The organism is Microbacterium sp. 5K110 (assembly GCF_005774735.1).
GTDB lineage: Bacteria > Actinomycetota > Actinomycetes > Actinomycetales > Microbacteriaceae > Microbacterium.
Genome location: NZ_VBUM01000017.1, coordinates 1 through 24,801, shown reverse-complemented (window position 1 = coordinate 24,801; position 24,801 = coordinate 1). Strand labels below are relative to the sequence as shown.

The following is a 24,801-nucleotide window of genomic DNA, read 5'->3' as shown; positions in this document are numbered from 1 at the left end:
GGAGGGATGCCAGGAGTGCGGCGCTGCGGTGCACGCCCGGCGTGGGCGCCCCCACGTCAGAGACCGGCGGCGGCGCGCAGCTCGTCGACGCGGTCGGTGCGCTCCCACGTGAAGTCGGGCAGTTCACGACCGAAGTGGCCGTACGCCGCGGTCTGCGCGTAGATCGGACGGAGCAGGTCGAGCTGGTCGATGATCGCCTTCGGGCGCAGGTCGAACACGTCGCGGATCGCGCGGACGATGGTGTCGTCGGCGACGTGCGCCGTGCCGAACGACTCCACGTACAGACCCACCGGGTTCGCCTTGCCGATCGCGTACGCGACCTGCACCTCGAGACGGTCGGCCAGGCCCGCTGCGACGGCGTTCTTCGCGACCCAGCGCATGGCGTATGCCGCCGAGCGGTCGACCTTGGACGGGTCCTTGCCGCTGAAGGCGCCGCCGCCGTGGCGCGACGCCCCGCCGTAGGTGTCGATGATGATCTTGCGGCCGGTCAGTCCCGCGTCGCCCTTCGGGCCGCCGATCACGAACGGGCCGGCGGGGTTGATGTAGTACTGCACGTCGGGCAGGTCGAGACCCGTGTCGCGCAGCACCGGGTCGATGACCTCGGCCTGCACGAGAGCGCGGAGCTCTTCCTGCGAGATGTCGGGGTGGTGCTGCGTCGAGAGGACGACGGAGTCGACCGTTCGGGGCGTGTGCCCGTCGTAGCCGAGCGTCACCTGGGTCTTGCCGTCGGGGCGCAGGAACGGCAGCGTGCCGTCGCGGCGGACCGTCGCGAGGCGCTCGGCGATGCGGTGCGCCGTCCACGCGGCCATCGGCATGAGCTGCGGCGTCTCGGTCGTGGCGAAGCCGAACATGATGCCCTGGTCGCCGGCGCCCTGCAGATCGCGGGGGTCGATCGAGCCGCGCTCGCGCTGCTCGAACGCCTTGTTGACGCCGGCGGCGATGTCGGAGGACTGCGCGCCGATGGACACGCTGACTCCGCACGACTCCCCGTCGAATCCCGTCTCGCTCGAGTTGTAGCCGATGCGGTTCACGACGTCGCGCACGATCGCGGGGATCTCGACGTAGGCGCTGGTCGAGACCTCACCGGCGACATGGACGAGGCCCGTCGTCACGAGCGTCTCGACGGCGACGCGCCCCGTCGGATCCTCGGAGATGATCGCGTCGAGGATGCTGTCGGAGATCTGGTCGCAGATCTTGTCGGGATGTCCTTCAGTGACGGACTCGGACGTGAACAGGCGCAGGTCGGTCAAGGCATCTCCCGGGAAGGGTGGTCTGGGGACGGGCACAAGTATGCCCCGGACGGCGGACAGCCGCCCGGGGCATCGTCACATCTGTGAACGGATCACTCGGCGGCGCGAAGGCGCAGCTTGTCCTCGTGGATCTCGTGCAGAGCGATCGTGAGCGGCTTGTCCTCGACGGTGGAGTCGACGAGCGGCCCCACGTTGTCGAAGAGGTTGCCCTCGTGCAGATCGGAGTAGTAGTCGTTGATCTGACGCGCACGCTTGGACGCGTAGATCACGAGCTGGTACTTCGAGTCGACCTTGTCGAGCAGTGCGTCGATGGGCGGGTCGATGATGCCCTTGTCGCGTCCGGCCATGGGGAACCTCCTGGTTCGGCGGGATGAGGTGGATGCGGCGCTCCCGGCGCCGAAGCATCCTCGTATTCTATCCGACGTCGGGGCGTCGTGCGGCGAGGGCCACGACCTCGGCCGCCGCACGGGCGACCTCGTCGTTCACGACCCGGTAGTCGAACTCGTTCTGCGCCGCCAACTCGGTGCGGGCGGTGCGCAGACGGCGCGCGCGTTCCTCGGCATCCTCGGTGCCGCGACCGACGAGACGCTGGACCAGTTCGTCCCAGCTCGGGGGGAGCAGGAACACCAGCGTCGCCGAGGGGTCGGCCGCGCGCACCTGGCGGGCGCCCTGCAGATCGATCTCCAGCAGCGCGGTGCCGCCGGCGGCCAGGACGCGGTCGATCGGCTCGCGCGGCGTGCCGTAGCGGTGCCTGTTGTGGACCGTGGCCCACTCCAGCAGCTCCCCCGCCGCGACGAGACGGTCGAACTCGGCGTCGTCGACGAAGTAGTAGTGCTCCCCGTCGACCTCGCCCGGCCGCGGGGCGCGGGTCGTCGCCGAGACCGACAGATGGATCTCGGGGAAGTGCTCCTTGATGTGCGCGGCGACCGTCCCCTTGCCCACGGCCGTCGGGCCGGCGAGCACGACGAGCCGGCTGCGCCCCTCGCGTGGACCCGGTTCGGGCCACCGTGCGTCGAGGAACGCCTGCAGGGCGTCGCGCTGGCGCGAGCCCAGGCCGCCGAGCCGCTTGACGGGCGAGATGCCCAGCGACGACAGGATGCGATCCCGCTTGCTCTCGCCGATCGCGGGGATCGCCGTGAGGAACTCGGTCACGCGCATCGCCCCGGCCGCCGACAGCGGATCGGCGAGGCCGCGCCGCAGCAGCTCCTGCGGCGTGATGACACGGGTCGAGACGTCGCGCTTGAGCGCCGCGCGCTCGCGACGCGCGGCCACTGCGCGGCGCGAGGCGGCGGCGCGGTCGACCTCGGGAGGACGACGGGAATCAGCCATTCAGGGCCTCCCGGTACAGGTCGGCGCGGGCCGTGATCCGCTCCACCAGGCGCGCCGGACCCACGGCGAGGACACTGCGGCTCTCGTTCGCCACCACGGCCTTCGACACGTACCCGAACAGGCGTCCGAGATCGGCGGGATCGGCACCCTGCGCACCGAAACCGGGCGCGAGGATCGGCATCCCCGCGAGGGTGATGTCGCCGAGGCCGAAGGCCGCGCGGTCCACGGTCGCGCCGACGACGACGCCGATCGAGCCCAGGGCGCCCGGCTGACCGAGGTTCGCCTCGTTCACGTCGTGCGCGACGCGGGCGGCGACCCGTTCGTGGTCGCCGACGGCCAGGGCGTCCTCGACGACGGCGCTCTGGACCGCACGAGCCTCGGGGTTGCTCGTGGCCGTGAGGACGAACGCGCCCTTCCGCACGCGGAGCGCGGCGGCCAGCGTCGCGCGCAGCGAGTCGGGGCCGAGATAGGGCGTGAGGGTCACGGCATCCGCTTCGAGGGGTGAACCGGGCTCGAGCCACGCCGCGGCGTAGCCCTCCATGGTCGTGCCGATGTCGCCCCGCTTGGCGTCGGCGATGACGAGGAGGCCCGCCGCACGGGCGGCGGCCATCACGTCCTCGAGGGCGGCGAAGCCTGTCGATCCGTAGCGCTCGTAGAACGCCACTTGCGGCTTGACCACACCGACACGGCCGGCGGCGGCCTCGACCACGCGCAGGCCGAACTCGCGCGCGCCCTCGGGCGTGGCATCCAGCCCCCACGCCGACAGCAGCGCGGCGTGGGGGTCGATGCCGACGCACAGGGCGCCGTGGGTCTCGAGGGCAGCGGCCAGCCGCTGGCCGAACGTCTCGCTCACAAGCGACCCGCGCGGTCCACGGCGTACTCCTGCAGGCTGCGCACGGCGAAGCCGTCCTTCATCGCGCCGAGGGCGCTCACGGCCGCGCCGAGCACCGCCATCGTGGTGAACAGCGCCTTGTCGGCGGCGACGGCCGCGGCGCGGATCTCGTAGCCGTCGGCACGGGCCGTGCCGCCGCTCGGGGTGTTGACGATCATGTCGATCTCGCCCGCGTTGATCAGATCGACCACGTTGCGCTGACCGGAGCCCTGCGTCTCGGAGTACTTCTCGACGACCTGGACCCGGATGCCGTTGCGGGCGAGGATCTCGGCCGTGCCCTCGGTCGCCATGAGCTCGAAGCCGAGCTCCTGCAACCGGTGGGCGGGGAGGATCACGGCGCGCTTGTCGGCGTCGGCCACCGAGATGAACACCGTGCCCGAGGTCGGCATGCCGCCGTACGCGGCCTCCTGCGACTTCGCGAACGCGGTCGGGAAGTCGCGGTCGATGCCCATGACCTCACCGGTCGAGCGCATCTCGGGCCCGAGCACGGAGTCGACGGTGTGACCGTCGGCGGTACGGAAGCGCTTGAACGGCAGCACGGCCTCCTTCACGGCGACGGGGGCGTCCAGCGGCACGCGTGAGCCGTCGCTCTCGGGCAGCATGCCCTCGGCGATGAGCTCGGCGACGGTGCTGCCGGCCATGATGCGGCTGGCGGCCTTCGCGAGCGGGATGCCGAGCGCCTTCGACACGAAGGGCACGGTGCGGCTCGCGCGGGGATTCGCCTCGATGACGTAGAGCACTCCGGCCGAGATGGCGAACTGCACGTTCAACAGACCCCGGACGCCCACGCCCTGGGCGATCGCGAGCGTGGCCTCGCGGACGCGGTCGACCTCGGTGCGACCGAGGCTCACCGGCGGGAGCGTGCACGAGGAGTCGCCGGAGTGGATGCCGGCCTCTTCGAGGTGCTCCATGACCCCGCCGATGTACAGGTCGGTGCCGTCGTACAGTGCGTCGACGTCGAGCTCGATCGCGTCGTCGAGGAAGCGGTCGACCAGGAGCGGAAGCCCGGGGCCGATGATCGCCTGGTCGGCGACGCGGACGAAGTAGTCGCGCAGCGCGTCGGTCGAGTAGACGATCTCCATGCCGCGGCCGCCGAGCACGAAGCTCGGGCGCACGAGCACCGGGTAGCCGATCTCCTCGGCCACTGTCACGGCGCCCTCGACGTCGATCGCGGTGCCGCTGCGCGGAGCGACGAGTCCGGCCTCGTCGAGCAGACGCGAGAACAGCTCGCGCTCCTCGGCGAGGTCGATCGCCTCGGGGCTCGTGCCGAGGATCGTGTAGCCCGCGGCCTCGATGCCCTTGGCCAGGCCGAGCGGCGTCTGGCCGCCGAGCTGGCAGACGACGCCGAGAATCGTCCCGGACCGGCTCTCTGCGTGGAGCACCTCCAGGACGTCCTCGAGGGTCAGCGGCTCGAAGTAGAGGCGGTCGCTCGTGTCGTAGTCGGTCGACACGGTCTCGGGGTTGCAGTTGACCATGACGGTCTCGTAGCCCGCGTCCGATAGCGCGAACGAGGCGTGCACGCACGAGTAGTCGAACTCGACGCCCTGCCCGATGCGGTTCGGGCCCGAGCCGATGATGACGACCTTCGTGCGGTCCGACGGCGTGACCTCGGTCTCCCAGTCGTAGCTGGAGTAGTGGTACGGCGTCAGGGCCGGGAACTCCCCCGCGCACGTGTCCACCGTCTTGTAGACGGGGCGCACATCGAGGGCGTACCGGATGCCGCGCACCTCGGCTTCGTCGAGCCCGCGGATCTCGGCGATCTGCGCGTCGCTGAAACCGTGCTCCTTCGCGAGGCGCAAGGTGTCGGCATCCAGCTCTCCGGCCGCGCGGATCATCTCGGCGACCTCGTTGATGAGGACGATCTGGTCGATGAACCACGGGTCGATCGCGGTGGCGTCGAACGCCTGCGCGGGCGTCGCGCCGAAGCGCAGCGCCTGCTGCAGCACGACGATGCGTCCGTCGGTCGGCGTCTTCGAGATCTCGAGGAGCTCGTCGACCGAGCGCGACTCGTCGCCCCAGTGGAAGCTCGATCCGCGCTTCTCGAGCGAGCGCAGTGCCTTCTGCAGGGCGGTCGAGTAGTTGCGGCCGATCGCCATGGCCTCGCCCACCGACTTCATGGTGGTCGTCAGCGTCGTGTCGGCCGCGGGGAACTTCTCGAAGTTGAACCGCGGTACCTTCACCACGACGTAGTCGAGCGTGGGCTCGAAGCTCGCCGGGGTGACCTTGGTGATGTCGTTCGGGATCTCGTCGAGGCGGTAGCCGATCGCGAGCTTCGCGGCGATCTTGGCGATCGGGAAGCCCGTCGCCTTCGACGCGAGCGCCGAGGAGCGCGAGACACGCGGATTCATCTCGATGACGATGATGCGCCCGGACTTCGGGTCGACGGCGAACTGGATGTTGCAGCCGCCGGTGTCGACGCCCACGGCACGGATGATGTCGATGCCGATGTCGCGCAGCTTCTGGTACTCGCGGTCGGTGAGCGTCAGCGCGGGGGCCACGGTGATCGAGTCGCCGGTGTGCACGCCCACGGGGTCGACGTTCTCGATCGAGCAGACGACCACCGTGTTGTCCGCGGTGTCGCGCATGAGCTCGAGCTCGTACTCCTTCCACCCGAGGATCGACTCCTCGAGCAGCACCTCGCTCGTCGGCGAGTCATGCAGACCCGCGCCGCCGATCCGACGGAGGTCGGCCTCGTCGTACGCGAAGCCCGAACCGAGCCCGCCCATCGTGAACGAGGGACGCACGACGAGCGGGTAGCCGAGCTTCTCGGCACCGGCGATGAGCTCGTCCATCGAGTGGCAGATGACGGATGCCGCGACGTCGGCGCCCGCCTCGATCACGAGCTCCTTGAAGATCTGGCGGTCCTCGCCCTTGTTGATCGCCTCGAAGTCGGCACCGATGAGCTCGACGTCGTACTTCTCGAGGATGCCGCGCTTGTGCAGCTGGATCGCCGCGTTCAGGGCCGTCTGACCGCCGAGCGTGGGGAGGATGGCATCCGGCTTCTCTTTCGCGATGATCGTCTCGATCACCTCGGGGGTGATCGGCTCGATGTAGGTCGCGTCGGCGAAGTCGGGGTCGGTCATGATCGTCGCCGGGTTGGAGTTGACGAGGATGACGCGCACCCCCTCTTCGCGGAGGACGCGACACGCCTGGGTGCCGGAGTAGTCGAACTCGCAGGCCTGACCGATGACGATCGGGCCGGAGCCGATGACGAGGACGGAGTGGATGTCGTCGCGCTTAGGCATTCTTCTTCGTCTCCTGGGTCGCGAGCACCATGTCGCGGAAGCGGTCGAACAGGTAGTTGGCGTCGTGCGGGCCGGAGGCGGCCTCGGGGTGGTACTGCACGCTGAACGCCGGGATGTCGAGGGCGCGGAGGCCCTCGACCACGTTGTCGTTGAGGCCGATGTGGCTGACCTCGACGCGGCCGTAGCCGTGCGGGCTGTCCACGACCTGGTCCAGCGGCGCCTCGACCGCGAAGCCGTGGTTCTGCGAGGTGATCTCCACGCGGCCCGTGGTCTTGTCGAGCACGGGCTGGTTGATGCCGCGGTGACCGAAGGGCAGCTTGTACGTACCGAAACCGAGCGCGCGGCCCAGCAGCTGGTTGCCGAAGCAGATGCCGAAGAAGGGCAGGCCGTCGTCGAGGACGGCGCGCAGGAGCTCGACGTGCTGGTCGGACGCCGAGGGGTCACCGGGACCGTTGGAGTAGAACGCGGCGACCGGCTCGATCGCGCGGATCTCCTCGATCGTGGCGGACTGCGGGAACACGTGCACGTCGAAGCCCCGCGCGGCGAGGTTGTCGATCGTGGATTGCTTGACGCCGAGGTCGAGGACGGCGAGGTTGCCGACGCGCTCCGCCGTCGCCGGGGTCACCTCGACCTCGGTCACCGAGACCTCGGCGGAGAGGTTGCGACCGGCCATGCCGGGGGCCGCGAGCACGCGGCGCAGCTGCTCGTCGGGGTCGAGGCCGGCGGCCTCGCCCGAGAACACGCCGCCGCGCATGCTGCCCGACGAGCGGATCCGGCGCGTGACGGCGCGGGTGTCGAGTCCCGAGATGCCGACGATGCCGTCTTCGACGAGCGCGTCGTCGAGCGAACGGTCGGCGCGCCAGTTCGACACGACGCGCGAAGGGTCGCGCACGACGTAACCGGCGACCCAGATGCGGCGGGACTCGGGGTCTTGGGCGTTGACACCGGTGTTGCCGATGTGCGGGGCCGTCTGCAGCACGATCTGGCCGGCGTAGGACGGGTCGGTGAGGGTCTCCTGGTAGCCGGTCATGCCGGTGGCGAAGACGACCTCGCCGAAGGTCTCACCGCGGGCGCCGTACGCGCGGCCGGGGTAGCGGGTGCCGTCTTCCAGCACCAGGACGGCGGGCTCGCGCGAGATGCGCGGAGGGGAGATCAGGGCGGTCATGCGTCGCTTCCTGTCGTCGTGAGGGGACGGATGGCGTCGGCGAGGGATCGGGCCGAGGCATCCTGGGGTCGGAGGTAGGTGTCGACGATCGTGTCGTCGTCGATGCGCCAACTGACGCGCGTCAGGCCGTCGCGCTCGACCACGCGGTCGATGGCGACCGTGGCGAGAGCTGCGTCGACGAGGCGGTCGCGGGTGAGCGCGATGCGGGGCTGGCCCGGCAGGTCGAGGGCGATCCCGGCCGAAGTGACCGTGACGTCCACGCGGGAGCGGAAGCCGAGGCCGCGGATGGCCAGACGCTCCAGGGGCTCGCCGTGACGGGTGGTCGCGACGTACAGGCCCGGGAACACGCCCGTCTCCACGGCATCCTCGGGAAGCTCTCCCACCGGTGCGGTGTAGCGCGCATCGCGCCGCGTTCGTCGCATCCATGCCCACGCGAGGAGCGCCAGCAGCACGACGGCGACGCCGGCCATGACCAGCAGCGCGCCTTCGCGGGTCACGCGAGCACCCCGGGTGCCGGCAGCACCGCGCCGTCGATGACGGTCGGGATGCCGGCGCGCACGGTCCAGCGCACCTCGCCGGGGAGCTCTCGGCCGAGGTACGGCGAGTTCTTGCTGCGGCCGCGCAGGTCGCCGAGGCCGAACTCGCGCGACGGGCGCGGGTCGTACAGCGTGAAGCTCGCGGGCTGCCCCTCGGTCAGCGGGGTGCCGTGCCCGTCGAGGCGGCCGATGCGGGCGGGAGTCCGCGACATCACCCGGGCGACGTCGGCCCAGTCGAGCAGACCGGTCTCGACCATCGCGGAGTGCACGACGCGCAGGGCGCTCTCGAGCCCCACCATGCCGTTGGCGGCCGCGGCCCACTCGCAGGACTTCGCCTCGGCGGGGTGCGGGGCGTGGTCGGTCGCGACGATGTCGATCGTGCCGTCGGCCAGACCCTCGCGGACGGCGAGGACGTCCTCTTCGCGGCGCAGCGGCGGGTTCACCTTGAAGCGGGCGTCGTAGTCGCGCACGAGCTCGTCGGTCAGCAGCAAGTGGTGCGGGGTCACCTCGGCGGTGACGTTCACGCCGCGCTTCTTGGCCCAACGGATGATGTCGACCGATCCGGCGGTGGAGAGGTGGCACACGTGCAGTCGCGAGCCCACGTGCTCGGCCAGCAGCACGTCGCGCGCGATGATCGACTCCTCGGCGACGGCGGGCCAACCGGCCAGACCCAGCTCGGCCGAGACCGCGCCCTCGTTCATCTGGGCGCCCTCGGTCAGACGCGGGTCCTGCGCGTGCTGCGCGATGACGCCGTCGAACGCCTTCACGTACTCCAGCGCGCGACGCATGATGAGGGGGTCGAAGACGCAGAAGCCGTCGTCGCTGAAGACCCGCACGCGGGCGCGCGAGTCGGCCATCGCGCCGAGCTCGGCGAGACGCTCGCCCTTCTGGCCCACCGTGACGGCGCCGATCGGCTGCACGTGCACGTAGCCCGCGGCTTCGCCGAGGGCCAGCTCCTGCTCGACGACGCCGGCGGTGTCGGCGACGGGCGAGGTGTTCGGCATCGCGAACACGGTGGTGAAGCCGCCCGCGGCGGCCGCTCGCGACCCCGTCTCGACGGTCTCGGACGCCTCGTAGCCGGGTTCGCGCAAGTGCACGTGGAGGTCGACCAGGCCCGGCAGCGCGATGAGACCCTCGGCGTCGACGACGGTCGCGCCCTGGTGCGAGAGACCGGTGCCGGTCTCGGCGATGACGCCGTCGCGGACGAGGAGGTCGGTGGCATCCGCGCCTTCGATCCGCGCGCCGCGCACCAGCAGGGTGTGGGGGGTGGCGTGGCTCATCGCGGGTCCTCTTTCTCGGTGTCGGGCCGTTCGCCCGCAAGCAGCAGGTAGAGCACGGCCATGCGCACGGAGACGCCGTTCGCCACCTGCTCGAGAACCGTCGAGCGCGGCGAGTCGGCGGCTTCGGCGGAGATCTCCAGGCCGCGGTTCATCGGGCCAGGGTGCAGAACGATGCTACCGCCCGGCAGAGCCCCCAGGCGCCGCGCGTCGAGGCCGTAGCGCCGTGAATACTCCCGTTCAGTGGGGAAATATGCCGCATTCATGCGCTCGAGCTGGATGCGGAGCATCATCAGCGCGTCGGGTCCCGCGGCGATCGCACGGTCGAGGTCGTAATCGACCTCGACGGGCCACCCGCTCACGTCCTGCGGCACGAGGGTCGGCGGCGCCACGAGCGTGACGTGGGCGCCGAGGGTGTGCAGGAGCCACACGTTCGATCGGGCGACGCGCGAGTGGAGGATGTCGCCGACGATCGTGACCCGGATGCCGTCGAGCCCGCGGCCGCGGCTGTCGTCTCCGAACAGGCGCTTGCGGATGGTGAACGCGTCCAGCAGCGCCTGCGTCGGGTGGGCGTGCGTGCCGTCGCCGGCGTTGACGACACCGGCGGTGATCCAGCCGCTCGTGGCGAGGGTGCGCGGGGCACCGGACGCGCCGTGGCGGATGACCACGGCATCCGCTCCCATCGCCTGCAGCGTCTGGGCGGTGTCCTGCAGCGACTCGCCCTTGGAGACGCTCGAGCCTTTGGCGGAGAAGTTGATGACATCGGCGCTGAGACGCTTGGCGGCGGCCTCGAACGAGATGCGGGTGCGAGTGGAGTCCTCGAAGAAGAGGTTCACGACGGTCTTGCCGCGCAGCGTCGGGAGCTTCTTGACCTCACGGCGCTGCGTGTCGGCCATGTCCTCGGCGACGTCGAGGATCTCGAGCGCCTCGGCGCGGGTGAGGTCGCGGGTGTCGAGCAGGTGCCTCATGATTCGATCGTCACCTCCTCGATGCCGTCGATCTCGGCGAGGCGCACGTTCACGCGCTCGTCGCGGGCGCTGGGCAGGTTCTTGCCGACGAAATCGGGCCGGATCGGCAGCTCGCGGTGACCGCGGTCGATGAGGGTCGCCAGCCGCACGGCGGCGGGTCGCCCGATGTCTTGCAGGGCGTCGAGGGCGGCGCGGATGCTCCGTCCCGAGAACAGCACGTCGTCGACGAGCACGACGACCTTGCCGTCGATGCCACCCGCCGGGATGCGCGTCGCCTGCGGGGCACGCGTGGGGTTGCGGTGCAGGTCGTCGCGGTACATCGTGACGTCGAGGGCTCCGACCGGCACCGGGGTTCCGCCGAACTCGCTGATCAGCGGCGCGATCCGATCGGCGAGGGTGACGCCGCGGGTCGGAATGCCGAGGAGGACGAGTCCTTCCGGTCCCTTGTTGGACTCCAGGATCTCGTGCGAGATGCGCGTCAAAGCGCGGGCGATGTCGGCATCGTGCATGACGGTGCGCGTACTCATCCGCTGCTCCCTTCTCCGCCTCACGGGACGGGGTTAAAGGTTGCCGAGGTTCTGGGTCGAGTCTAGCGGGTGGCTGCGGGTGAATCCTGATCGGTGTCGGGTGGTGTCGCTCCCCGAGGCCGGTGGCGGTCGAGTTTCGTTCGTACATTTGTTCTATGGAAATGCGTGCGCTGACGGATCGCCTCCTGGGGGCGAGCGAGCGCATCGTCGCGCTGGTCGCGGGGCGAGAGCTCGCTGCTCTCGATGATGGCCAGGTCATGCGGGTCAGGAGCGAGATCACCTCTGCGCGGAATGCGCTCGACGTGCTGGCGGCGTGTGCGGCGCGTGTCATCGACGCGCGGTCTTCCCGAGAGCTGGGCGTCGCGGGCTTGGCGCAACGCCAGGGGCACCGCACGGCGGCGGAGCTGCTCCAATCGCTGACCGGGCGGAGCAGGAGCGAGGTCTCGCGGTCGGTGAAGACAGGGGGCGATCTGCTCGGTGCCACGACTGTCCTCCCGGGCGACCGCGAGGACGGGTCCCGTGGGGCGGCGTCGAGTGGGGTGCCCGAGAACGTCGGCGGGTGCGCGGAGTGGCTCGAGCTGTTGAGCGATGCGCTCCGCGACGGCGCCGTCAGCCAGGCGCAGTTCCAGGCGATCCGCGTGGGGCTGGGTGAGCCGCCGGTCGAGAGATATCCCGACCTCGATGCGGGCTTCCTGCCGCGCGCGTGGGCGACGGCCGTCGAGAGGCTGATCGATGAGGCGCCGCATCTGCCGGTCGAGGAGCTTCGCGCTTCCGCACGGATTGCGCGGGACCGGCTCGACCCCGTCGGCGTGACACTGCGGTTCGAGGAGCGCTTCGCCGCGCGGTCGTATCGCTCGTGGGTCGACGAGCACGGGCAGCGACACGGACGCTTCGTTTTCGACGACGATGCGGCGGCGTGGGTGGATGCCATTCTGCAGGCCGCGTTGCGTCCGCGGCGGGGGCCCCGGTTCGTCGAGGCGGATGCCGGGAATGACCCCGGGCTGCGTGACGCCGAGGGGGTCCCTAACGCCCAGGGGCTCCGCGATACCGAGGGTGTCCGTGACGCCCGTGACGTCGCCGGGTTCCATCACGCCCGGGACGCCGCCGATGAGCGGTCGGGTGAGCAGATCGCTTACGACACGCTGATCGCGGTGATGCGCACGGGAGCCGCGGCCGACCCGGCGCAGGCGTTCGGCGACCGTCAGCCGGGGGTGCGGATCGTCGTCGAAGGAGCGGCATTCACGGGGCCCGGGGCGGCGGAGAAGGAGCGCGCGCGGACCGAGGTCGCGATCCGCGCCGTCGGGCACCTCGAGGATGGTGGAGAAGCCCTGCCCGCCGGGGTCGTCGAGAGCTACCTCTGCGATGCGGGTGCGGTTCCTGTCTCCCTCGACGACGCAGGACGACCGCTCGATGTCGGTCGACACCAGCGGCTGTTCACGCGGGCGCAGCGGATCGCGATCGCCGTGCGCGACGGCGGCTGCGTCGGGATCGGATGCCGTGCCCCCATCTCCCAGTGCGAGATGCACCACATCGACCACTGGGCCCAGGATCGCGGCCGCACCGACGTCGACGACGGCGTTCCTCTCTGCCGGAACCACCATCTGGGTTTGCACAACCGCGGGGAGAAGATCGTGCGCGAGCGAGACCCGGTGACCGGTCAGGACACGTACTGGTTGCATGCTCCGCCCGACCCGAGAACGGGCGAGGTGCGCCCGCCCTATCGGTTGAGATCGAGGTCACCGCGCCGCTTCGATGCGGCGTGACCGGGCACCCCTCGATGAACATTGCTTCCGCCATCGCGCTGAGCAGGTCGTGACGCGTGAGGAAGAGCCAACCGCGCTCGCCGCACCCGCTACGCCCTCGTGGCCGTGACGCCCATCGCACTCGTTGCGGTCGGGTGGCATCCGTCGTTGCCGGGTGGCATCCGTCGTTTTCGCGTCGCCTCGCGTCGTCGAGGCTCACGGCGACCGCAACGGTCCCGCTCGGAGCCAAGTGACCCGCGTCGGTCGGTCACTCCTCTTCGGCGACGATCTCGGCCTTGAAGCCCGCGGAGTCTTCCAGCCACCCGGCGTAGTGCTCCGGGCCGCCGGCGAACGGATACCGCTCCTGGTACAGGGTGCGCCACCCGTGCGCGGGCGCGGCCTCCATCACGGCATCCACCCGCGAACGAGAGCCGCCGAGGAACGCGAGATGGTTCACCCCCGGCGCTCGCCGGTTATGGACGGGCCCGGACAGGTTCGGCGAGGTAGTCAGCGTCAGGTAGGCGCCGTCGCCGGCGCTCCATGACTCCCCCTCCGGCCACGCGCCGCAACGCTCGAACTCGACCGCCGACAGGAGCCAGCCCCACTCCGCGCGTGCCTGCGCGAGGTCGGCGACCCAGATCTCGACGTGATGGAGGCCCGCCACGGGTCAGCGGGCGGTGGCCTCGGCCGGCTCGGAGGCGGCGCGCTCCCCGCTCGGCGTCGAACGGATCGGGTGACCGGTCGTCGTGAGGCACCGACCCGAGGCCAGATCCCACTTCCAGTCATGCAGCGAGCACGTCAGCACGCCGTCCTCGATCTTGCCGGTCTTGGTCAGGTCGGCGCGCAGGTGCGGGCACCGGCGCTGGACGGTCCAGCCGTCGATCTCGGCATCCTCGGTCTGGTCGGACTGCTCGGCGTACCAGTTCTCGACGTACTCGATGCGGTCGCGCGACAGGCACTTGAGGAACGTCGTGAGGAACTCGTTGAACTTGCCCGATCGGCCCACCTCGAACTGCATCGACAGGAAGATCGAGTTCGACCAGTCGATCTCGTGGTCGCGGATGTTCGTCGACACCAGATCGGCGGGGATCGTGTACCAGTAGATGCACTCCTCCCCCGCGTACTCGCGCACCTTCGCCTTGGGGAAGTCGACGACCATGTCGAGCTCGCCGATACGGAAGCGCACCATTCCGCCCACCCCGTTGCGGATCGTGCGGGCGCGGCGGAGCAGCGGCTCCCACCACTCCTTCAAGGCCGCGAGCATCTCGGCCGGCGGGATGATCTCGGCACGGGATGCCTCTTCCGCGGCGATCTCGTCCTGTCGGCTGTCGCGCTGCTCGGCGAGGTAGTCCCACTTGTCGCCGAAGATGCGGTCGATCTCGGCATCCGTGTACAGCGTCTGCGTGACCGTGACGTCGGACCCGTGCACCTCGACCTCGGTGCCGGGCAGGAACAGGTGGCCCTGCTGATCGGGCCGCAGCTCTTTCATGTGGGCGAGGAACTCGCGCTGGTCGGTGAAGATCGAGTCGTTCTCGAGGCCCATGCCGTTGTAGCGGAACAGGGCCTCGCGGAGGAACATCGGCGGGCCCGCCATCGGGAACACGTGCGGCGCATTGACCTTCTCGATGTAGTACATCGCGCGCTTGTTCTGCGCGTCGCGCTTGAGCTGCGCGAAGTTCTGCTTGGCGTCCTGGGGCAGGTCGTAGACCATCGGCCACCAGATGGCGCCCGACACCTGCGTGAAGTACGCGTCGGGGGTGCCGAAGTCGATCAGCTTCTCGAGGTCGAGCGGGTGCGAATCGTTCTGGTTGAGGATCGAGGCGGTGCCGTCGTCGAGAGAGAGCGAGGAGTCGCCGATGGGGCCGTCGGAGGGTGCGCGCAGCGGCGTCACCATGATCTTCAGGTCGCCGTACTGGATGGGCCCCCCCGCCTCGGTGCGGACGAGGTTGGTGTAGCCGAGCGCGATGAGGTCCTGCTCGAGGTCGTCGGTGGGGTACTCGGGCAGGAGGACCTTGATGTCCTTCGACACATACCGCTCCAGCATCGCCGGGTCGAAGTGGTCGCGGTGGCGGTGCGAGATGTACAGGAAGTCCGCCGCGCCGAACCGCTCCCAGTCCAGCGCACGGTTGTCGGGGAACGGGAACCACGAGCCGAAGAAGCTCGGTCCGATGACGGGGTCGCAGAGGATGCTGCCGCCCGCCGTCTCGATGAACATTCCCGCGTGGCCGAGGCCGGTGATCTTCATGTCGCTCCTGTCCGTGAGAACCCGTCGAGTCTACGCGGGCGATGGCTGTGCGAGAGGTGGGCGCGGTGGCCGCATCCCGACCCGCGTCAGTCCCCGAGGATCCCCCGGATGTCGTCGGCATCCAGGCTTCGGGCGAACGCGTCGTCGTCGTCGAGCACGGCGCGGGAGAGGGCGGCCTTGCGCTGCTGCAGCTCGAGGACCTTCTCTTCGACCGTGCCCGCCGCAATGAGCCGGTAGACGAACACGCTGCGGGTCTGACCGATGCGGTGGGTGCGGTCGATCGCCTGGGTCTCGGCGGCGGGGTTCCACCACGGGTCGAGCAGGAAGACGTACTCCGCCTCGACGAGGGTGAGGCCGAAGCCGCCCGCCTTGAGGCTGATCAGGAAAACCGGGGCATCACCCTCGCGGAACCGGTCGATCACCTCTCCGCGTCGGGCGGTCGAACCGTCGAGGTGCGCGAACGTCAGGCCCGCGGCATCCAAGCGCTCGGCGGCCAGGTCGAGGAACGACGTGAACTGGCTGAACACGAGCGCTCGGTGACCTTCGGATGCCACCTCGACGAGGCGTTCGAGCAGGACGTCGAGCTTCCCCGAACCGAGGTGCGCGTCGCGCTCGTCGATCAGGGCGGGGGCGAGGGCCAGCATGCGCAGCAGCGTGATCGAGCGGAACACGATGAACCGCTGCCGGTCGAGGTCGTCGAGGAGCCCGAGGATCTTCTGCCGCTCGCGCTGCAGGACGCGGTCGTAGAGCTCGCGGTGCGCGGGTCCCAGGGGCACCGCGATCGTCTGCTCCTGCTTGGGCGGGAGGTCGGCGGCCACGACGTCCTTCGTCCGCCGCAGCAGGAACGGGCGCACGCGCGACCGCAACCGAGCGAGACTTCCCCGGCGGTGGGCGTCGGCCGCCGCCGCGGAGAGTTCGGTCGGTGAGTCGCCCGGCAGCTGCTCGATCGCCCGGACGTACTCTTCGCGGAAACGCCGGGCCGAGGGGTACAGCCCGGGCGCGGTCAGCGCCAGCAGCGCCCACAGGTCGTCCAGGCCGTTCTCGATCGGAGTGCCGGTGACCGCGAAGACCGAGTCCGCCCGCAGCGCGGCGACCGCGCGATGGATGCGGGTCGTGGGGTTCTTCACGAACTGCGCCTCGTCGAGGATCACCCCGGCCCAGTCGGGCTCGGCGAATTCGGCGTCGTCGGTGCGGACCACGCCGTAGGGAGCCACGACGATGTCGGCGCCGTCGGACAGCTGCGCGATCGTGCGCGTGCGACGCACCGCGGTCGCCTCGACGGTGACGACCACCAGCTCGGGCGCGAACCGCGCGGCTTCGGCTCTCCACGTCGGCAGCACGGACGTCGGGGCGACGACGAGCCAGGGCCGCTGCTCTCCCGCGGCCCGCGCATGGGCGATGAGCGCGAGCACCTGCACGGTCTTGCCGAGCCCCATGTCGTCGGCCAGGATGCCGCCCAGCCGGTGCGCGTGCAAGAGTGCGAGCCACGAGAGCCCGGCCCGCTGGTACGGCCGCAGCTCGGCGCGGAAGCCCGCCGGGGTCGCGATCTCGGGCACCTCGGACACGTCGCGCAGCGCCCGCGCGAGAGAGCGCCACTCGCCCGCGGCCTCGGATTCGTCGGCGAGGTCTTCGAAGTCGCTCCACAGTGCGAGGTGGCGGCGTGGGATCCGCGGGCCGGCGTCCCACTCGTCGAGCTTCGCGGCCTCGTCGAGCAGGTCGCGCAGACGCTGGAGCGCGGGGTGCGCGAGCGAGAACCACGCCCCGTCGGAGAGCTTGATGCGCGTCCGGCCGCGCGAGAGCGCCGTGAAGAGCGTGCCGAACGGGATCGTGCGCCCGTCGATGACGACGACGATGCCGAGGTCGAACCAGTCGCGATCGGGCGACGGGACGGCGGTGATGGACAGCGACGGGTCGCCCCGCAGCTCACGGAACGCCGGAACGGTCCCGCGCGTGACCACGCGCACATCGGCGAGCAGGTCGAGCGCGGGGAGCAGTCGCGTCGAGAACAGCGCGGCGTCGGCGTCGCGCAGCGTCGCGCGGGCGCGCACCGGCAGGTCGGCGTTCTCGGCCCACGCCGCTTCGAACCGCCCGGCGATCTGCGCCTCGACCCGGGGATCGCGCTCGTCGTCCAGGACGGGAGTCCCGTACGCGGCGCGGATCGGCCCCGGGTACAGCCAGTCGAGGGCGTACTCGAGCGCGTCGTCGTCGCGGTACGTCACCATCACCTCGAGGGTGGGCCGCGGTGGAGGGGGCGCCGGAACCCCGGCGCCGATTGCCAACGGCACCCGACGGGCCAGCCGCGGATACGCCTCGGCGAGGAACTCCCCCGTCTCCTCGGCGGGCACCTCGACAGGCCCCGTCGTCAGCAGCGCGGGCAGCGGTGCCGGCAGCGCGACCGGTGCGAGCACGAGCGGGATCGGGTCGCGGTCGATCTCGAACGCGAAGACGCCGAATCCGCCCACGGGCCGCACGTGCGCGGCATCCGTCGTCTGCCCGTCGATCTCGACCACGGATGAGAGCCGCAGCCCGCCGTCGCCGCTGGAGTCGACCGCGACGCGCGCCGTCGCCGCGTCGGCCAGCCGCACCGTCTGCTGCGGGTGCATCGCCACGAGCGGGATGCCGAGCCCTGCGGCCGCGCGCAGGTGCGGCCACAGCAGGGGCGAGGCGATGGTGTCGAGCGCGACGGTGTCGCTCGCGGCGACGAAGGGCCCCGTGGTGCGCATGGCTTGCGCGAGCGCGTGCAACTCGGCGAACCAGCCCACGTGCGCCGGGTCGAAGCGGCCGCCGGATCGGCGCACCACGTCCCACGTGGCATCCGCCCGGATCCAGGTCTCGCGCGCTCCCCGGACGAGCGGCCGGGCGACGAGCTGCAGGTCGTCCTGCCGGCGGGCGAGCATGCGGGGCGTCACCGGATCGACCGACCGCGCTTGCCAGTGGGACGGGTCGTACGGGGCGCGCTGGCGCAGCTCGATCCCGAGGGCCAGCGCGTCGAACCCGGGCTGCTCGCCGCTGGGGAGCAGGCCGCGCCACGACGTCATGAAGAGATCCTCGCGCAGGCCACCGACATCGCGGCCGGCGGAGCGACCGGTCGGAGACGCCGTGACGCGGCCGCCGACGAGAAGTCGGGGCCGCGTCGGGTCACGCCGGAGGGGGTCAGGACGAGCGGGCGATCCGGGCGAGGACGCCGTGCACGAACGAGCCGGAGTCGTCGGTCGAGAACTCCTTCGCCAGTTCGACGGCCTCGTCGATCGCGACCGCCGTGGGCACCTCGTCGTTGTAGAGGATCTCCCACGTGCCGATGCGCAGCAGGGCGCGGTCGACGGCGGGCATGCGCTGCAGCGACCAGTCCTTGGCGAACGTGGTGATCTGCTCGTCGATCGCGTCGCGGTTGTCGATCACGCCGTCGACGATGTCGCGGGCGTACAGCCACGACACCTGACGGTCGGGCTCGCTGGCGGCACGCTTCGCTTCGACGGCGAGCATGACGGGCAACTCTTCGCCACGGACGTCGGCTTGGAACAGGATGTCGAGGGCGCGCTTGCGCGCCTTGGTACGGGCGCTCAAGGTCAGCTGATGCGGCCGAGGTACTCGCCGGTGCGAGTGTCGACCTTGATCTTGGTGCCGGTCTCGAGGAACAGGGGAACCTGCATCTCGTAGCCGGTCTCGACGGTGGCGGGCTTGGTGCCGGCCGACGAGCGGTCGCCCTGCAGGCCCGGCTCGGTGTAGGTGACCTCGAGGATCACGGACGGCGGCAGCTCGATGTAGAGCGGGTTGCCGTTGTTGAGCGCGATCTGCACCTGCTGGTTCTCGAGCAGGAAGTTCGCGGCGTCGCCCACCGTCACCGCGCCCACGGTGATCTGGTCGTAGTCGGCGACGTCCATGAAGACGAAGCCCTCGCCGTCGTTGTAGAGGTAGGTGAAGTCACGACGGTCGACGTTCTCGATGTCGACCTTCGCGCCGGCGTTGAACGTGCGGTCGACGACCTTGCCGGACATGACGTTCTTCAGCTTCGTGCGGACGAACGCGCCGCCCTTTCCGGGCTTGACGTGCTGGAACTCCACGACGCTCCAGAGCTGACCGTCGATGTTCAGGACGACGCCGTTCTTGATGTCTGCAGTGGATGCCATGAGGTTCGATATTCCGTTTCGTGAGTCGGTGGGGGCGTCGCGTCGGCGCTCGCCCAGCGATCGAGTCTACGCGATGGGTGCTCAGCCGTCCGCGCGGCCGCTGATGACCTCGACGAGGAGGTCGACGGCGCGCGCGTACCCGGGGACGCCCTCGCCGATGACGTGCACGGCGGCGACGTCCTCGATGTACGAGAAGTGCCGGAAGCTCTCACGTTCCTTGATGTTCGAGATGTGCACCTCGGCCACGGGGAGGTCGACGGATGCCAGCGCGTCGCGGAGTGCGACGGAGGTGTGCGTGTAGCCGCCGGCGTTGATCACGATGCCGGCGCAGTCGAGCCGTGCGGCGTGGATCGCGTCGATGAGGGCGCCCTCGTGGTTGCTCTGGACGGCGCGGACCTCCAGGCCGTGGCGGGCCGCCGCGTCGGCCGTGACCCGCTCGACGTCGGCGAGCGTGTCGCGTCCGTAGATCTCGGGCTGGCGCGTGCCGAGCAGGTTGAGGTTCGGCCCGTTGACGAGCAGCAGGCGGCGGGGCGTGCTCACGCGCCGACCTCCTGGTAGGCCGCGAACAGCAGGGACTCGTCGGGCGCCTGCAACACCGTCGGGCGGGCGAGGTCGTCGAGCACGATGAAGCGCAGCATGCTGCCGCGACTCTTCTTGTCGCGCTGCATCGTCGCCTTCAGCGTCTGGAAGGCTCCGGCGCGGTAGGTCGTCGGCAGTCCGAGCGACTCGAGCACCGTGCGGTGACGCTGCGCGACGTCGTCGGACAGGCGCCCGGCCAGGCGCGACAGCTCCGCGGCGAAGACCATGCCGACCGAGATCGCCGCGCCGTGGCGCCAGCGGTAGCGCTCGGCGTGCTCGATCGCGTGGCCCAGGGTGTGGCCGTAGTTCAGCACCTCGCGAAGGCCCGCCTCGCGCAGGTCCTCGCCCACGACTCGGGCCTTCATATCGATCGCGAGCTCGATGCACCGGCGGAACGCCTCGCCGCGCGGGTCGACGATGTTCTCGGGGTCGGCCTCGATGAGGTCGAGGATCTCCGGATGCCAGATGAACCCGGCCTTGACCACCTCGGCGAAGCCGGCGGTCGCTTCGTTCTTCGACAGCGTGTCGAGCAGGTCGAGGTCGCACACCACCGCGACCGGCGGCCAGAACGCCCCGACGAGGTTCTTGCCCTCGGCGGTGTTGATACCGGTCTTGCCGCCCACGGCGGCATCCACCATCCCGAGAACCGTGGTCGGCACCTGGACGAGCGCGACGCCGCGGAGCCACGTTGCCGCGACGAACCCGGCGAGATCGGTGACCGCTCCCCCGCCGAAGCCGATCACGGCATCCGTTCGGGTGAAGTCGGCTTGACCCATGACCTGCCAGCAGAACGCGGCGACTTCGACGCGCTTGCCCTGCTCGGCATCCGGGATCTCGGCCAGCAGCACCTGCCGATCGCCGACGAGCTGCGCGCGGAGGGACTCGGCCTGCGCCGCCAGGGTCGGCGGATGCACGATGAGCACCTTCTGCGCGTTCGCGGGCAGCTTCTCGCTCAGGGAGGCCAGCACCCCGCGCCCGATCGTGATGTCGTATCCCGGCTCGCCGGCGACGGAGATGGTGGTGGTGTCGGTCATGGGGTCTCCTGGGTCGGGACGCTCTGCGCCCACGCCACGATGTCGTCGACGACGCGGGCCAGGGGGCCCGAAGACGTGTCGAAGGCGATGTGCGCGGTGGATTCGTACACGGGTCGGCGTTCCTCGTAGATGCGGAGCCAGCGCTCGACGGGGTCTTCGGCGTCGAGGAGCGGGCGATCGTCTCCGTGGATGCGGGATGCCACGACGTGCGGCGCGACGGTCAGCAGCACGACGTGGTGCGCGGCCAGGCGTTCCCGGGTCGCGGCATCCAGCACCGCTCCCCCGCCCAGTGCGACCACGCCGCCGGCGGAGAGGGCCTCGGCGACGGCGGCGCGCTCGAGGTCACGGAAGTGCGCCTCGCCGTGCGCCGCGAAGATCTCGGGGATCGGCCCATGGTCGCGGACGACGATCTTGTCGGTGTCGCGGAACGGCCGGCCGAGCGCCCGCGCCACGCGACGACCGATGCTCGTCTTGCCCGCGCCCATCGGTCCGATGAGCACGAGTGCGGCGGTGGGGGCCTCAGCCGAGGTCATGCGCGAGCAGCGCCGCGTCGGAGGCGTCGGTGGTGCGCAGCGTCTCGGGCAGGTGCGCGAGGTAGGTCTCGAGGTTGCGGCGGGTCTCGGCGACGTTGTCGCCGCCGAACTTCTCCAGCACCGCGTCGGCGAGGGTGATCGCGACCATCGCTTCGGCGACGACCCCGGCGGCCGGAACCGCGCACACGTCAGAGCGCTGGTGGTGCGCGGCGGCGGTGTCACCGGTCGCGACGTCGACGGTGCGGAGCGCCTTGGGGATCGTGGCGATCGGCTTCATGCCGGCGCGGACGCGCAGCACGGTACCGGTCGACATGCCGCCCTCGGTGCCGCCCGCACGGTCGGACGACCGCGTGATGCCGTCTCCCGTGGCGAAGAGCTCGTCGTGGGCCTGCGAGCCACGGCGCGTCGTGGTGAGGAAGCCGTCTCCGACCTCGACCCCCTTGATCGCCTGGATGCTCATGAGGGCCTGGGCGAGCTTGGCATCCAGCCGGCGGTCCCACTGCACGTGGGAGCCGAGCCCCGGCGGGAGGCCGTACGCGAGCACCTCGACGATCCCGCCGAGGGTGTCGCCGGACTTCTTCGCGTCGTCGACCTCGGCGACCATCGCGGCCGACGTCTCGGCGTGGAAGCACCGCAGCGGGTCGGCGTCGAGACGGTCGACATCGTCGGGGGTGGGGAACTCCGCGTCGTCGGGCACGCGCACGGGCCCGATCGAGAGCGTGTGGCTGACGAGCCGGATGCCGAGCTCGCCGAGGAACGCACGGGCGACGGCGCCGAGGGCGACGCGCGCCGCGGTCTCGCGGGCCGACGCGCGCTCGAGGATCGGGCGCGCCTCGTCGAAGCCGTACTTCTGCATGCCGACGAGGTCGGCGTGTCCGGGACGCGGACGGGTCAGCGCGGCACCGCGTCCGCGGGAGCGGTCGGAGAGCTCGACGGGTTCGGGGCTCATCACCTCGACCCACTTCGGCCACTCGGTGTTGCCGATGCGCAGCGCGATCGGGCTGCCGATCGTGAAGCCCTGCACGATGCCGGTCGACAGCGTCAGCTCGTCTTCCTCGAACTTCATGCGCGAGCCGCGGCCGTAGCCGAGCTTGCGGCGGGCCAGATCGGCACGGATCTGTGCGGGCGAGATCGGGACACCGGCCGGCATCCCCTCCATGAGGGCGACCAGTTCGGGGCCGTGGGATTCCCCGGCCGTGAGCACGCGAAGCATGGCTCTATCCTCCCATGACGGCGGTGCGCATCGCGGCGAGCACGGCGTCCTCGCGCTCCAGCGGCTCCGCGGGGTCGCCGCCGACGAACACGCGTACCTGCAGCAGGGCCTGGTGCAGCAGCATGCCGAGTCCGTTGACGGCCTGCTGCCCGGCCTCCTGCCACGCCACCGCCAGCGGAGTGGGCCAGTTCCCGTAGACGACGTCGACGAGCGGTCCTCCGACGGATGCCAGGACGCTCGCGGTGTCGCCCAGGTCGGTGCCCCCGGGGAGCGTCGCGATCGTGACGTCGGCACCAGCGGGCTCGGGCGCGGCCAGCGCAGTCACGGTGACGGGGACTCCGAGCGCGTCGCCGAGCGCGACGAGCGGCGCGGCCGCCTCGGGCCGCCGCGCGCGCACCTCGATCGCTTGCGCACCGAGACGGACGGCGGTCACGACGGCGGAGGTCGCGGTGGCTCCGGCGCCGAGGATGCGCACCCGCTCGGGCGTGTCGACCCCGATCTCGCGAAGAGCCCGCGCGAGGCCGCCCACGTCGGTGTTGAAGCCGCGGGGTCCGTCAGCGGTGAACCGCAGCGTGTTCACGGCGCCGGTGAGGCGCGCGTCGTCGTCCAGGGATACCGCTGCGGCGGCTGCGACGTTCTTCAGCGGCATCGTGAGCGAGAGCCCGCGCCAGGTGGCATCCCGTTCCGCGAGGGCCGCGCCGAACTCCGCCTCCGCGACGCGCCGACGCCCGTACTCCCAGGGCAGACCGAGCTCGCGGTACGCCGCCGCGTGCAGCAGCGGCGACCGCGAGTGGTCGATCGGGTCCCCCCAGACGGCGAGGCGGACGGGCGTCAGCATCCGCCGTCGGGGTTGTCCGCGCACCACGCGCGCCACTGCGCGACGGCCTTCTCGTGTTCGCTGTAGGTCGACGTGAACACGGTTTCGCCGGTGTCGAGGTTGACGGTCACGAAGTACAGCCAGGGGCCGTCGATGGGCTTCATGGCCGCATCGATCGCGAGGTCCCCCGGATTGGCGATCGGCCCGATCGGCAGCCCGGGATACATGTAGGTGTTCCAGGGGTTGTCGCTGTTGCGGGCTTCCTCTGACGTGCTCACCGACCCGCTGCCCAGCTCGTTGGCACCGTACTGGACGGTGGAGTCCATCTCGAGCTTGCCGAAGGTCTCTTGGTTCGAGGGCTGCAGTCGGTTCTCGATCACGCGCGAGACCTTGTAGAAGTCGTCGCGGTTGCGCGCCTCGCGCTCGATGATCGAGGCGACGATGAGGATGCGTTCGCGATCGGCTTCCGGGACGCCCGCGGTGTCGAGCGACTGCACCGTCCGCTGCACCATGCGCTGGATGACCTCGGTGGCGGTGACACCCTCGTCGAAGTCGTACGTGGCGGGGAAGATCCAGCCCTCGAGCGTCGTAGCCGGCACGCCGTACTGCGACGGGTCGGCGACCGCGGCCTCGAGATCGGCGCGCGGCATGCCCAGCTGCTCCGACATCACGTCGAGAGACTGCTGCAGAGTGAGCCCCTCGCGCAGCTGCACGGAGTTGTCGAGACGGTTGGCGGGGTCGCGGAGCGCGTCGAGGACCGCGGCCGAGGTCATCTGCTGCTGCAGCTTGTAGACGCCGGGCTGGAACGTGAACGCGACGGAGTTGTCGACCATGTACTTGTAGAGCGAATTGGAGGCCTTCGTGACCCCCGCCTCGAAGAGCTTCGGCGACACGGATTGGCCGGTGTCGCCCGAGACGATCGTGACCCGGGCCTCTCCCGTGGCCATGCCTGCTTCGAAATCGACCGGTTCACCGGTGCCGAAGAACGCCTGGACCCGCTCACCGTAGGTGTTCCACAGGGCGAGGCCGCCCCCGGCGATCCCCCCGAGGATGATGAGCACGATCGCCAGCGCGATCCAGCCGCCCGCACGTCGGCGACGCCGCGGTGCGCGGACCGCCCCCCGCACCTGGTCGGTGCTGGCGTGTCCCGCGAAGAGGTCTTCCAGGGATCCGGATGCCGCCGGGCGACCGCCGCCGGATCCTCCAGCGGCTGCGGCCCCCGCGCCAACCAGTACGGGCTCGCGATCGTGAACGGGCTGCGGTGTCGGTTCGGGCCGAGACGACGGCTCGGGCCGGGGTGTGCGCTCGGCGCGGGAGTGCTC

At 70.7% G+C, this 24,801-nt stretch carries 22 protein-coding genes; 1 reads left to right on the top strand and 21 read right to left on the bottom strand.

The genetic code is table 11. The features are described from left to right. Window positions 1-56 precede the first annotated feature (56 nt). The 10 genes from metK to pyrR form a co-directional block, all read right to left on the bottom strand. Window positions 57-1,250, bottom strand: a complete 1,194-nt coding sequence (metK, locus tag FE256_RS06275; RefSeq protein WP_138173867.1) for a methionine adenosyltransferase — start codon at window positions 1,248-1,250, stop codon at window positions 57-59. Window positions 1,251-1,342: 92 nt separating this feature from the next. After that, entirely contained in the window at window positions 1,343-1,597 is a 255-nt protein-coding gene (rpoZ, locus tag FE256_RS06270; RefSeq protein ID WP_055837405.1) for a DNA-directed RNA polymerase subunit omega, read from the bottom strand. A gap of 67 nt (window positions 1,598-1,664) precedes the next feature. Beyond that, a complete protein-coding gene (gene gmk / locus FE256_RS06265; RefSeq protein ID WP_138173865.1) occupies window positions 1,665-2,579 on the bottom strand; it encodes a guanylate kinase in 915 nt (304 codons plus the stop codon). Continuing rightward, the gene (gene pyrF / locus FE256_RS06260) at window positions 2,572-3,432 is read right to left on the bottom strand and encodes an orotidine-5'-phosphate decarboxylase (protein WP_138173863.1); all 861 of its coding nucleotides are present in this window, start codon (window positions 3,430-3,432) and stop codon (window positions 2,572-2,574) included. Before pyrF ends, gmk begins: the two co-directional genes overlap by 8 nt. Continuing rightward, a complete protein-coding gene (carB, locus tag FE256_RS06255; protein WP_138173861.1) occupies window positions 3,429-6,716 on the bottom strand; it encodes a carbamoyl-phosphate synthase large subunit in 3,288 nt (1,095 codons plus the stop codon). The genes pyrF and carB overlap by 4 nt, the downstream gene beginning before the upstream one ends. Beyond that, window positions 6,709-7,881 carry a glutamine-hydrolyzing carbamoyl-phosphate synthase small subunit gene (carA, locus tag FE256_RS06250; protein ID WP_138173859.1) on the bottom strand — a complete coding sequence of 391 codons (1,173 nt, stop codon included), beginning with the start codon at window positions 7,879-7,881 and terminating at the stop codon, window positions 6,709-6,711. The genes carB and carA overlap by 8 nt, the downstream gene beginning before the upstream one ends. After that, complete coding sequence (locus FE256_RS06245; RefSeq protein WP_252370919.1) at window positions 7,878-8,378, bottom strand: PH-like domain-containing protein; 501 nt, start codon at window positions 8,376-8,378, stop codon at window positions 7,878-7,880. Before FE256_RS06245 ends, carA begins: the two co-directional genes overlap by 4 nt. Further along, the gene (locus FE256_RS06240; RefSeq protein WP_138173857.1) at window positions 8,375-9,697 is read right to left on the bottom strand and encodes a dihydroorotase; all 1,323 of its coding nucleotides are present in this window, start codon (window positions 9,695-9,697) and stop codon (window positions 8,375-8,377) included. The genes FE256_RS06245 and FE256_RS06240 overlap by 4 nt, the downstream gene beginning before the upstream one ends. Beyond that, entirely contained in the window at window positions 9,694-10,662 is a 969-nt protein-coding gene (locus FE256_RS06235; RefSeq protein ID WP_138173855.1) for an aspartate carbamoyltransferase catalytic subunit, read from the bottom strand. The genes FE256_RS06240 and FE256_RS06235 overlap by 4 nt, the downstream gene beginning before the upstream one ends. Further along, window positions 10,659-11,189, bottom strand: coding sequence for a bifunctional pyr operon transcriptional regulator/uracil phosphoribosyltransferase PyrR (pyrR, locus tag FE256_RS06230; RefSeq protein WP_138173853.1), 531 nt, complete (start codon window positions 11,187-11,189; stop codon window positions 10,659-10,661). The genes FE256_RS06235 and pyrR overlap by 4 nt, the downstream gene beginning before the upstream one ends. Before the next feature lie 155 nt (window positions 11,190-11,344). Between pyrR and FE256_RS06225 the strand changes: the two genes are divergently transcribed. Next, a complete protein-coding gene (locus FE256_RS06225) occupies window positions 11,345-12,952 on the top strand; it encodes an HNH endonuclease signature motif containing protein (RefSeq protein ID WP_138173851.1) in 1,608 nt (535 codons plus the stop codon). Window positions 12,953-13,199: 247 nt separating this feature from the next. Here FE256_RS06225 and FE256_RS06220 read toward each other — a convergent pair whose 3' ends face one another. The 11 genes from FE256_RS06220 to mltG form a co-directional block, all read right to left on the bottom strand. Next, window positions 13,200-13,595: a VOC family protein gene (locus FE256_RS06220; RefSeq protein WP_138173849.1), complete on the bottom strand. Its 396-nt coding sequence runs from the start codon at window positions 13,593-13,595 to the stop codon at window positions 13,200-13,202. Window positions 13,596-13,598: 3 nt separating this feature from the next. Next, window positions 13,599-15,176: a Rieske 2Fe-2S domain-containing protein gene (locus FE256_RS06215; RefSeq protein ID WP_138173847.1), complete on the bottom strand. Its 1,578-nt coding sequence runs from the start codon at window positions 15,174-15,176 to the stop codon at window positions 13,599-13,601. A gap of 86 nt (window positions 15,177-15,262) precedes the next feature. Continuing rightward, a complete protein-coding gene (locus FE256_RS06210) occupies window positions 15,263-18,214 on the bottom strand; it encodes a DEAD/DEAH box helicase (RefSeq protein ID WP_138173845.1) in 2,952 nt (983 codons plus the stop codon). Window positions 18,215-18,329: 115 nt separating this feature from the next. After that, window positions 18,330-18,740 (bottom strand): transcription antitermination factor NusB, encoded by a 411-nt coding sequence (nusB, locus tag FE256_RS06205; protein WP_138173843.1) that lies wholly within the window; start codon window positions 18,738-18,740, stop codon window positions 18,330-18,332. 2 nt (window positions 18,741-18,742) lie between these two features. After that, the gene (gene efp, locus FE256_RS06200) at window positions 18,743-19,303 is read right to left on the bottom strand and encodes an elongation factor P (RefSeq protein ID WP_138173841.1); all 561 of its coding nucleotides are present in this window, start codon (window positions 19,301-19,303) and stop codon (window positions 18,743-18,745) included. An 81-nt stretch (window positions 19,304-19,384) separates the two neighbouring features. Beyond that, on the bottom strand, window positions 19,385-19,843 hold the full coding sequence (aroQ, locus tag FE256_RS06195) for a type II 3-dehydroquinate dehydratase (protein WP_138173839.1): 459 nt from the start codon (window positions 19,841-19,843) through the stop codon (window positions 19,385-19,387). Continuing rightward, window positions 19,840-20,916, bottom strand: a complete 1,077-nt coding sequence (gene aroB, locus FE256_RS06190) for a 3-dehydroquinate synthase (protein ID WP_138173837.1) — start codon at window positions 20,914-20,916, stop codon at window positions 19,840-19,842. Before aroB ends, aroQ begins: the two co-directional genes overlap by 4 nt. Then, window positions 20,913-21,449, bottom strand: coding sequence for a shikimate kinase (locus tag FE256_RS06185; RefSeq protein WP_138173835.1), 537 nt, complete (start codon window positions 21,447-21,449; stop codon window positions 20,913-20,915). Before FE256_RS06185 ends, aroB begins: the two co-directional genes overlap by 4 nt. After that, a complete protein-coding gene (gene aroC / locus FE256_RS06180) occupies window positions 21,436-22,662 on the bottom strand; it encodes a chorismate synthase (RefSeq protein ID WP_138173833.1) in 1,227 nt (408 codons plus the stop codon). The genes FE256_RS06185 and aroC overlap by 14 nt, the downstream gene beginning before the upstream one ends. 4 nt (window positions 22,663-22,666) lie before the next feature. Then, window positions 22,667-23,500 carry a shikimate dehydrogenase family protein gene (locus FE256_RS06175; RefSeq protein WP_138173831.1) on the bottom strand — a complete coding sequence of 278 codons (834 nt, stop codon included), beginning with the start codon at window positions 23,498-23,500 and terminating at the stop codon, window positions 22,667-22,669. Next, window positions 23,494-24,801, bottom strand: a 1,308-nt coding sequence (gene mltG, locus FE256_RS06170) for an endolytic transglycosylase MltG (RefSeq protein WP_138173829.1), incomplete at its 5' end; no start/stop codon positions are given. The genes mltG and FE256_RS06175, both read right to left, overlap by 7 nt.

Coding starts and splice junctions, on each gene's coding strand:
- FE256_RS06225 (WP_138173851.1), top strand. CDS start 11,345: ATGGAAATGCGTGCGCTGACGGATCGCCTCCTGGGGGCGAGCGAGCGC.
- FE256_RS06235 (WP_138173855.1), bottom strand. CDS start 10,662: ATGAGGCACCTGCTCGACACCCGCGACCTCACCCGCGCCGAGGCGCTC.
- FE256_RS06175 (WP_138173831.1), bottom strand. CDS start 23,500: ATGCTGACGCCCGTCCGCCTCGCCGTCTGGGGGGACCCGATCGACCAC.
- aroC (WP_138173833.1), bottom strand. CDS start 22,662: ATGCTTCGCGTGCTCACGGCCGGGGAATCCCACGGCCCCGAACTGGTC.
- carA (WP_138173859.1), bottom strand. CDS start 7,881: ATGACCGCCCTGATCTCCCCTCCGCGCATCTCGCGCGAGCCCGCCGTC.
- FE256_RS06240 (WP_138173857.1), bottom strand. CDS start 9,697: ATGAGCCACGCCACCCCCCACACCCTGCTGGTGCGCGGCGCGCGGATC.
- aroB (WP_138173837.1), bottom strand. CDS start 20,916: ATGACCGACACCACCACCATCTCCGTCGCCGGCGAGCCGGGATACGAC.
- FE256_RS06210 (WP_138173845.1), bottom strand. CDS start 18,214: ATGACGTCGTGGCGCGGCCTGCTCCCCAGCGGCGAGCAGCCCGGGTTC.
- carB (WP_138173861.1), bottom strand. CDS start 6,716: ATGCCTAAGCGCGACGACATCCACTCCGTCCTCGTCATCGGCTCCGGC.
- efp (WP_138173841.1), bottom strand. CDS start 19,303: ATGGCATCCACTGCAGACATCAAGAACGGCGTCGTCCTGAACATCGAC.
- gmk (WP_138173865.1), bottom strand. CDS start 2,579: ATGGCTGATTCCCGTCGTCCTCCCGAGGTCGACCGCGCCGCCGCCTCG.
- rpoZ (WP_055837405.1), bottom strand. CDS start 1,597: ATGGCCGGACGCGACAAGGGCATCATCGACCCGCCCATCGACGCACTG.
- FE256_RS06215 (WP_138173847.1), bottom strand. CDS start 15,176: ATGAAGATCACCGGCCTCGGCCACGCGGGAATGTTCATCGAGACGGCG.
- FE256_RS06185 (WP_138173835.1), bottom strand. CDS start 21,449: ATGACCTCGGCTGAGGCCCCCACCGCCGCACTCGTGCTCATCGGACCG.
- pyrR (WP_138173853.1), bottom strand. CDS start 11,189: ATGAGTACGCGCACCGTCATGCACGATGCCGACATCGCCCGCGCTTTG.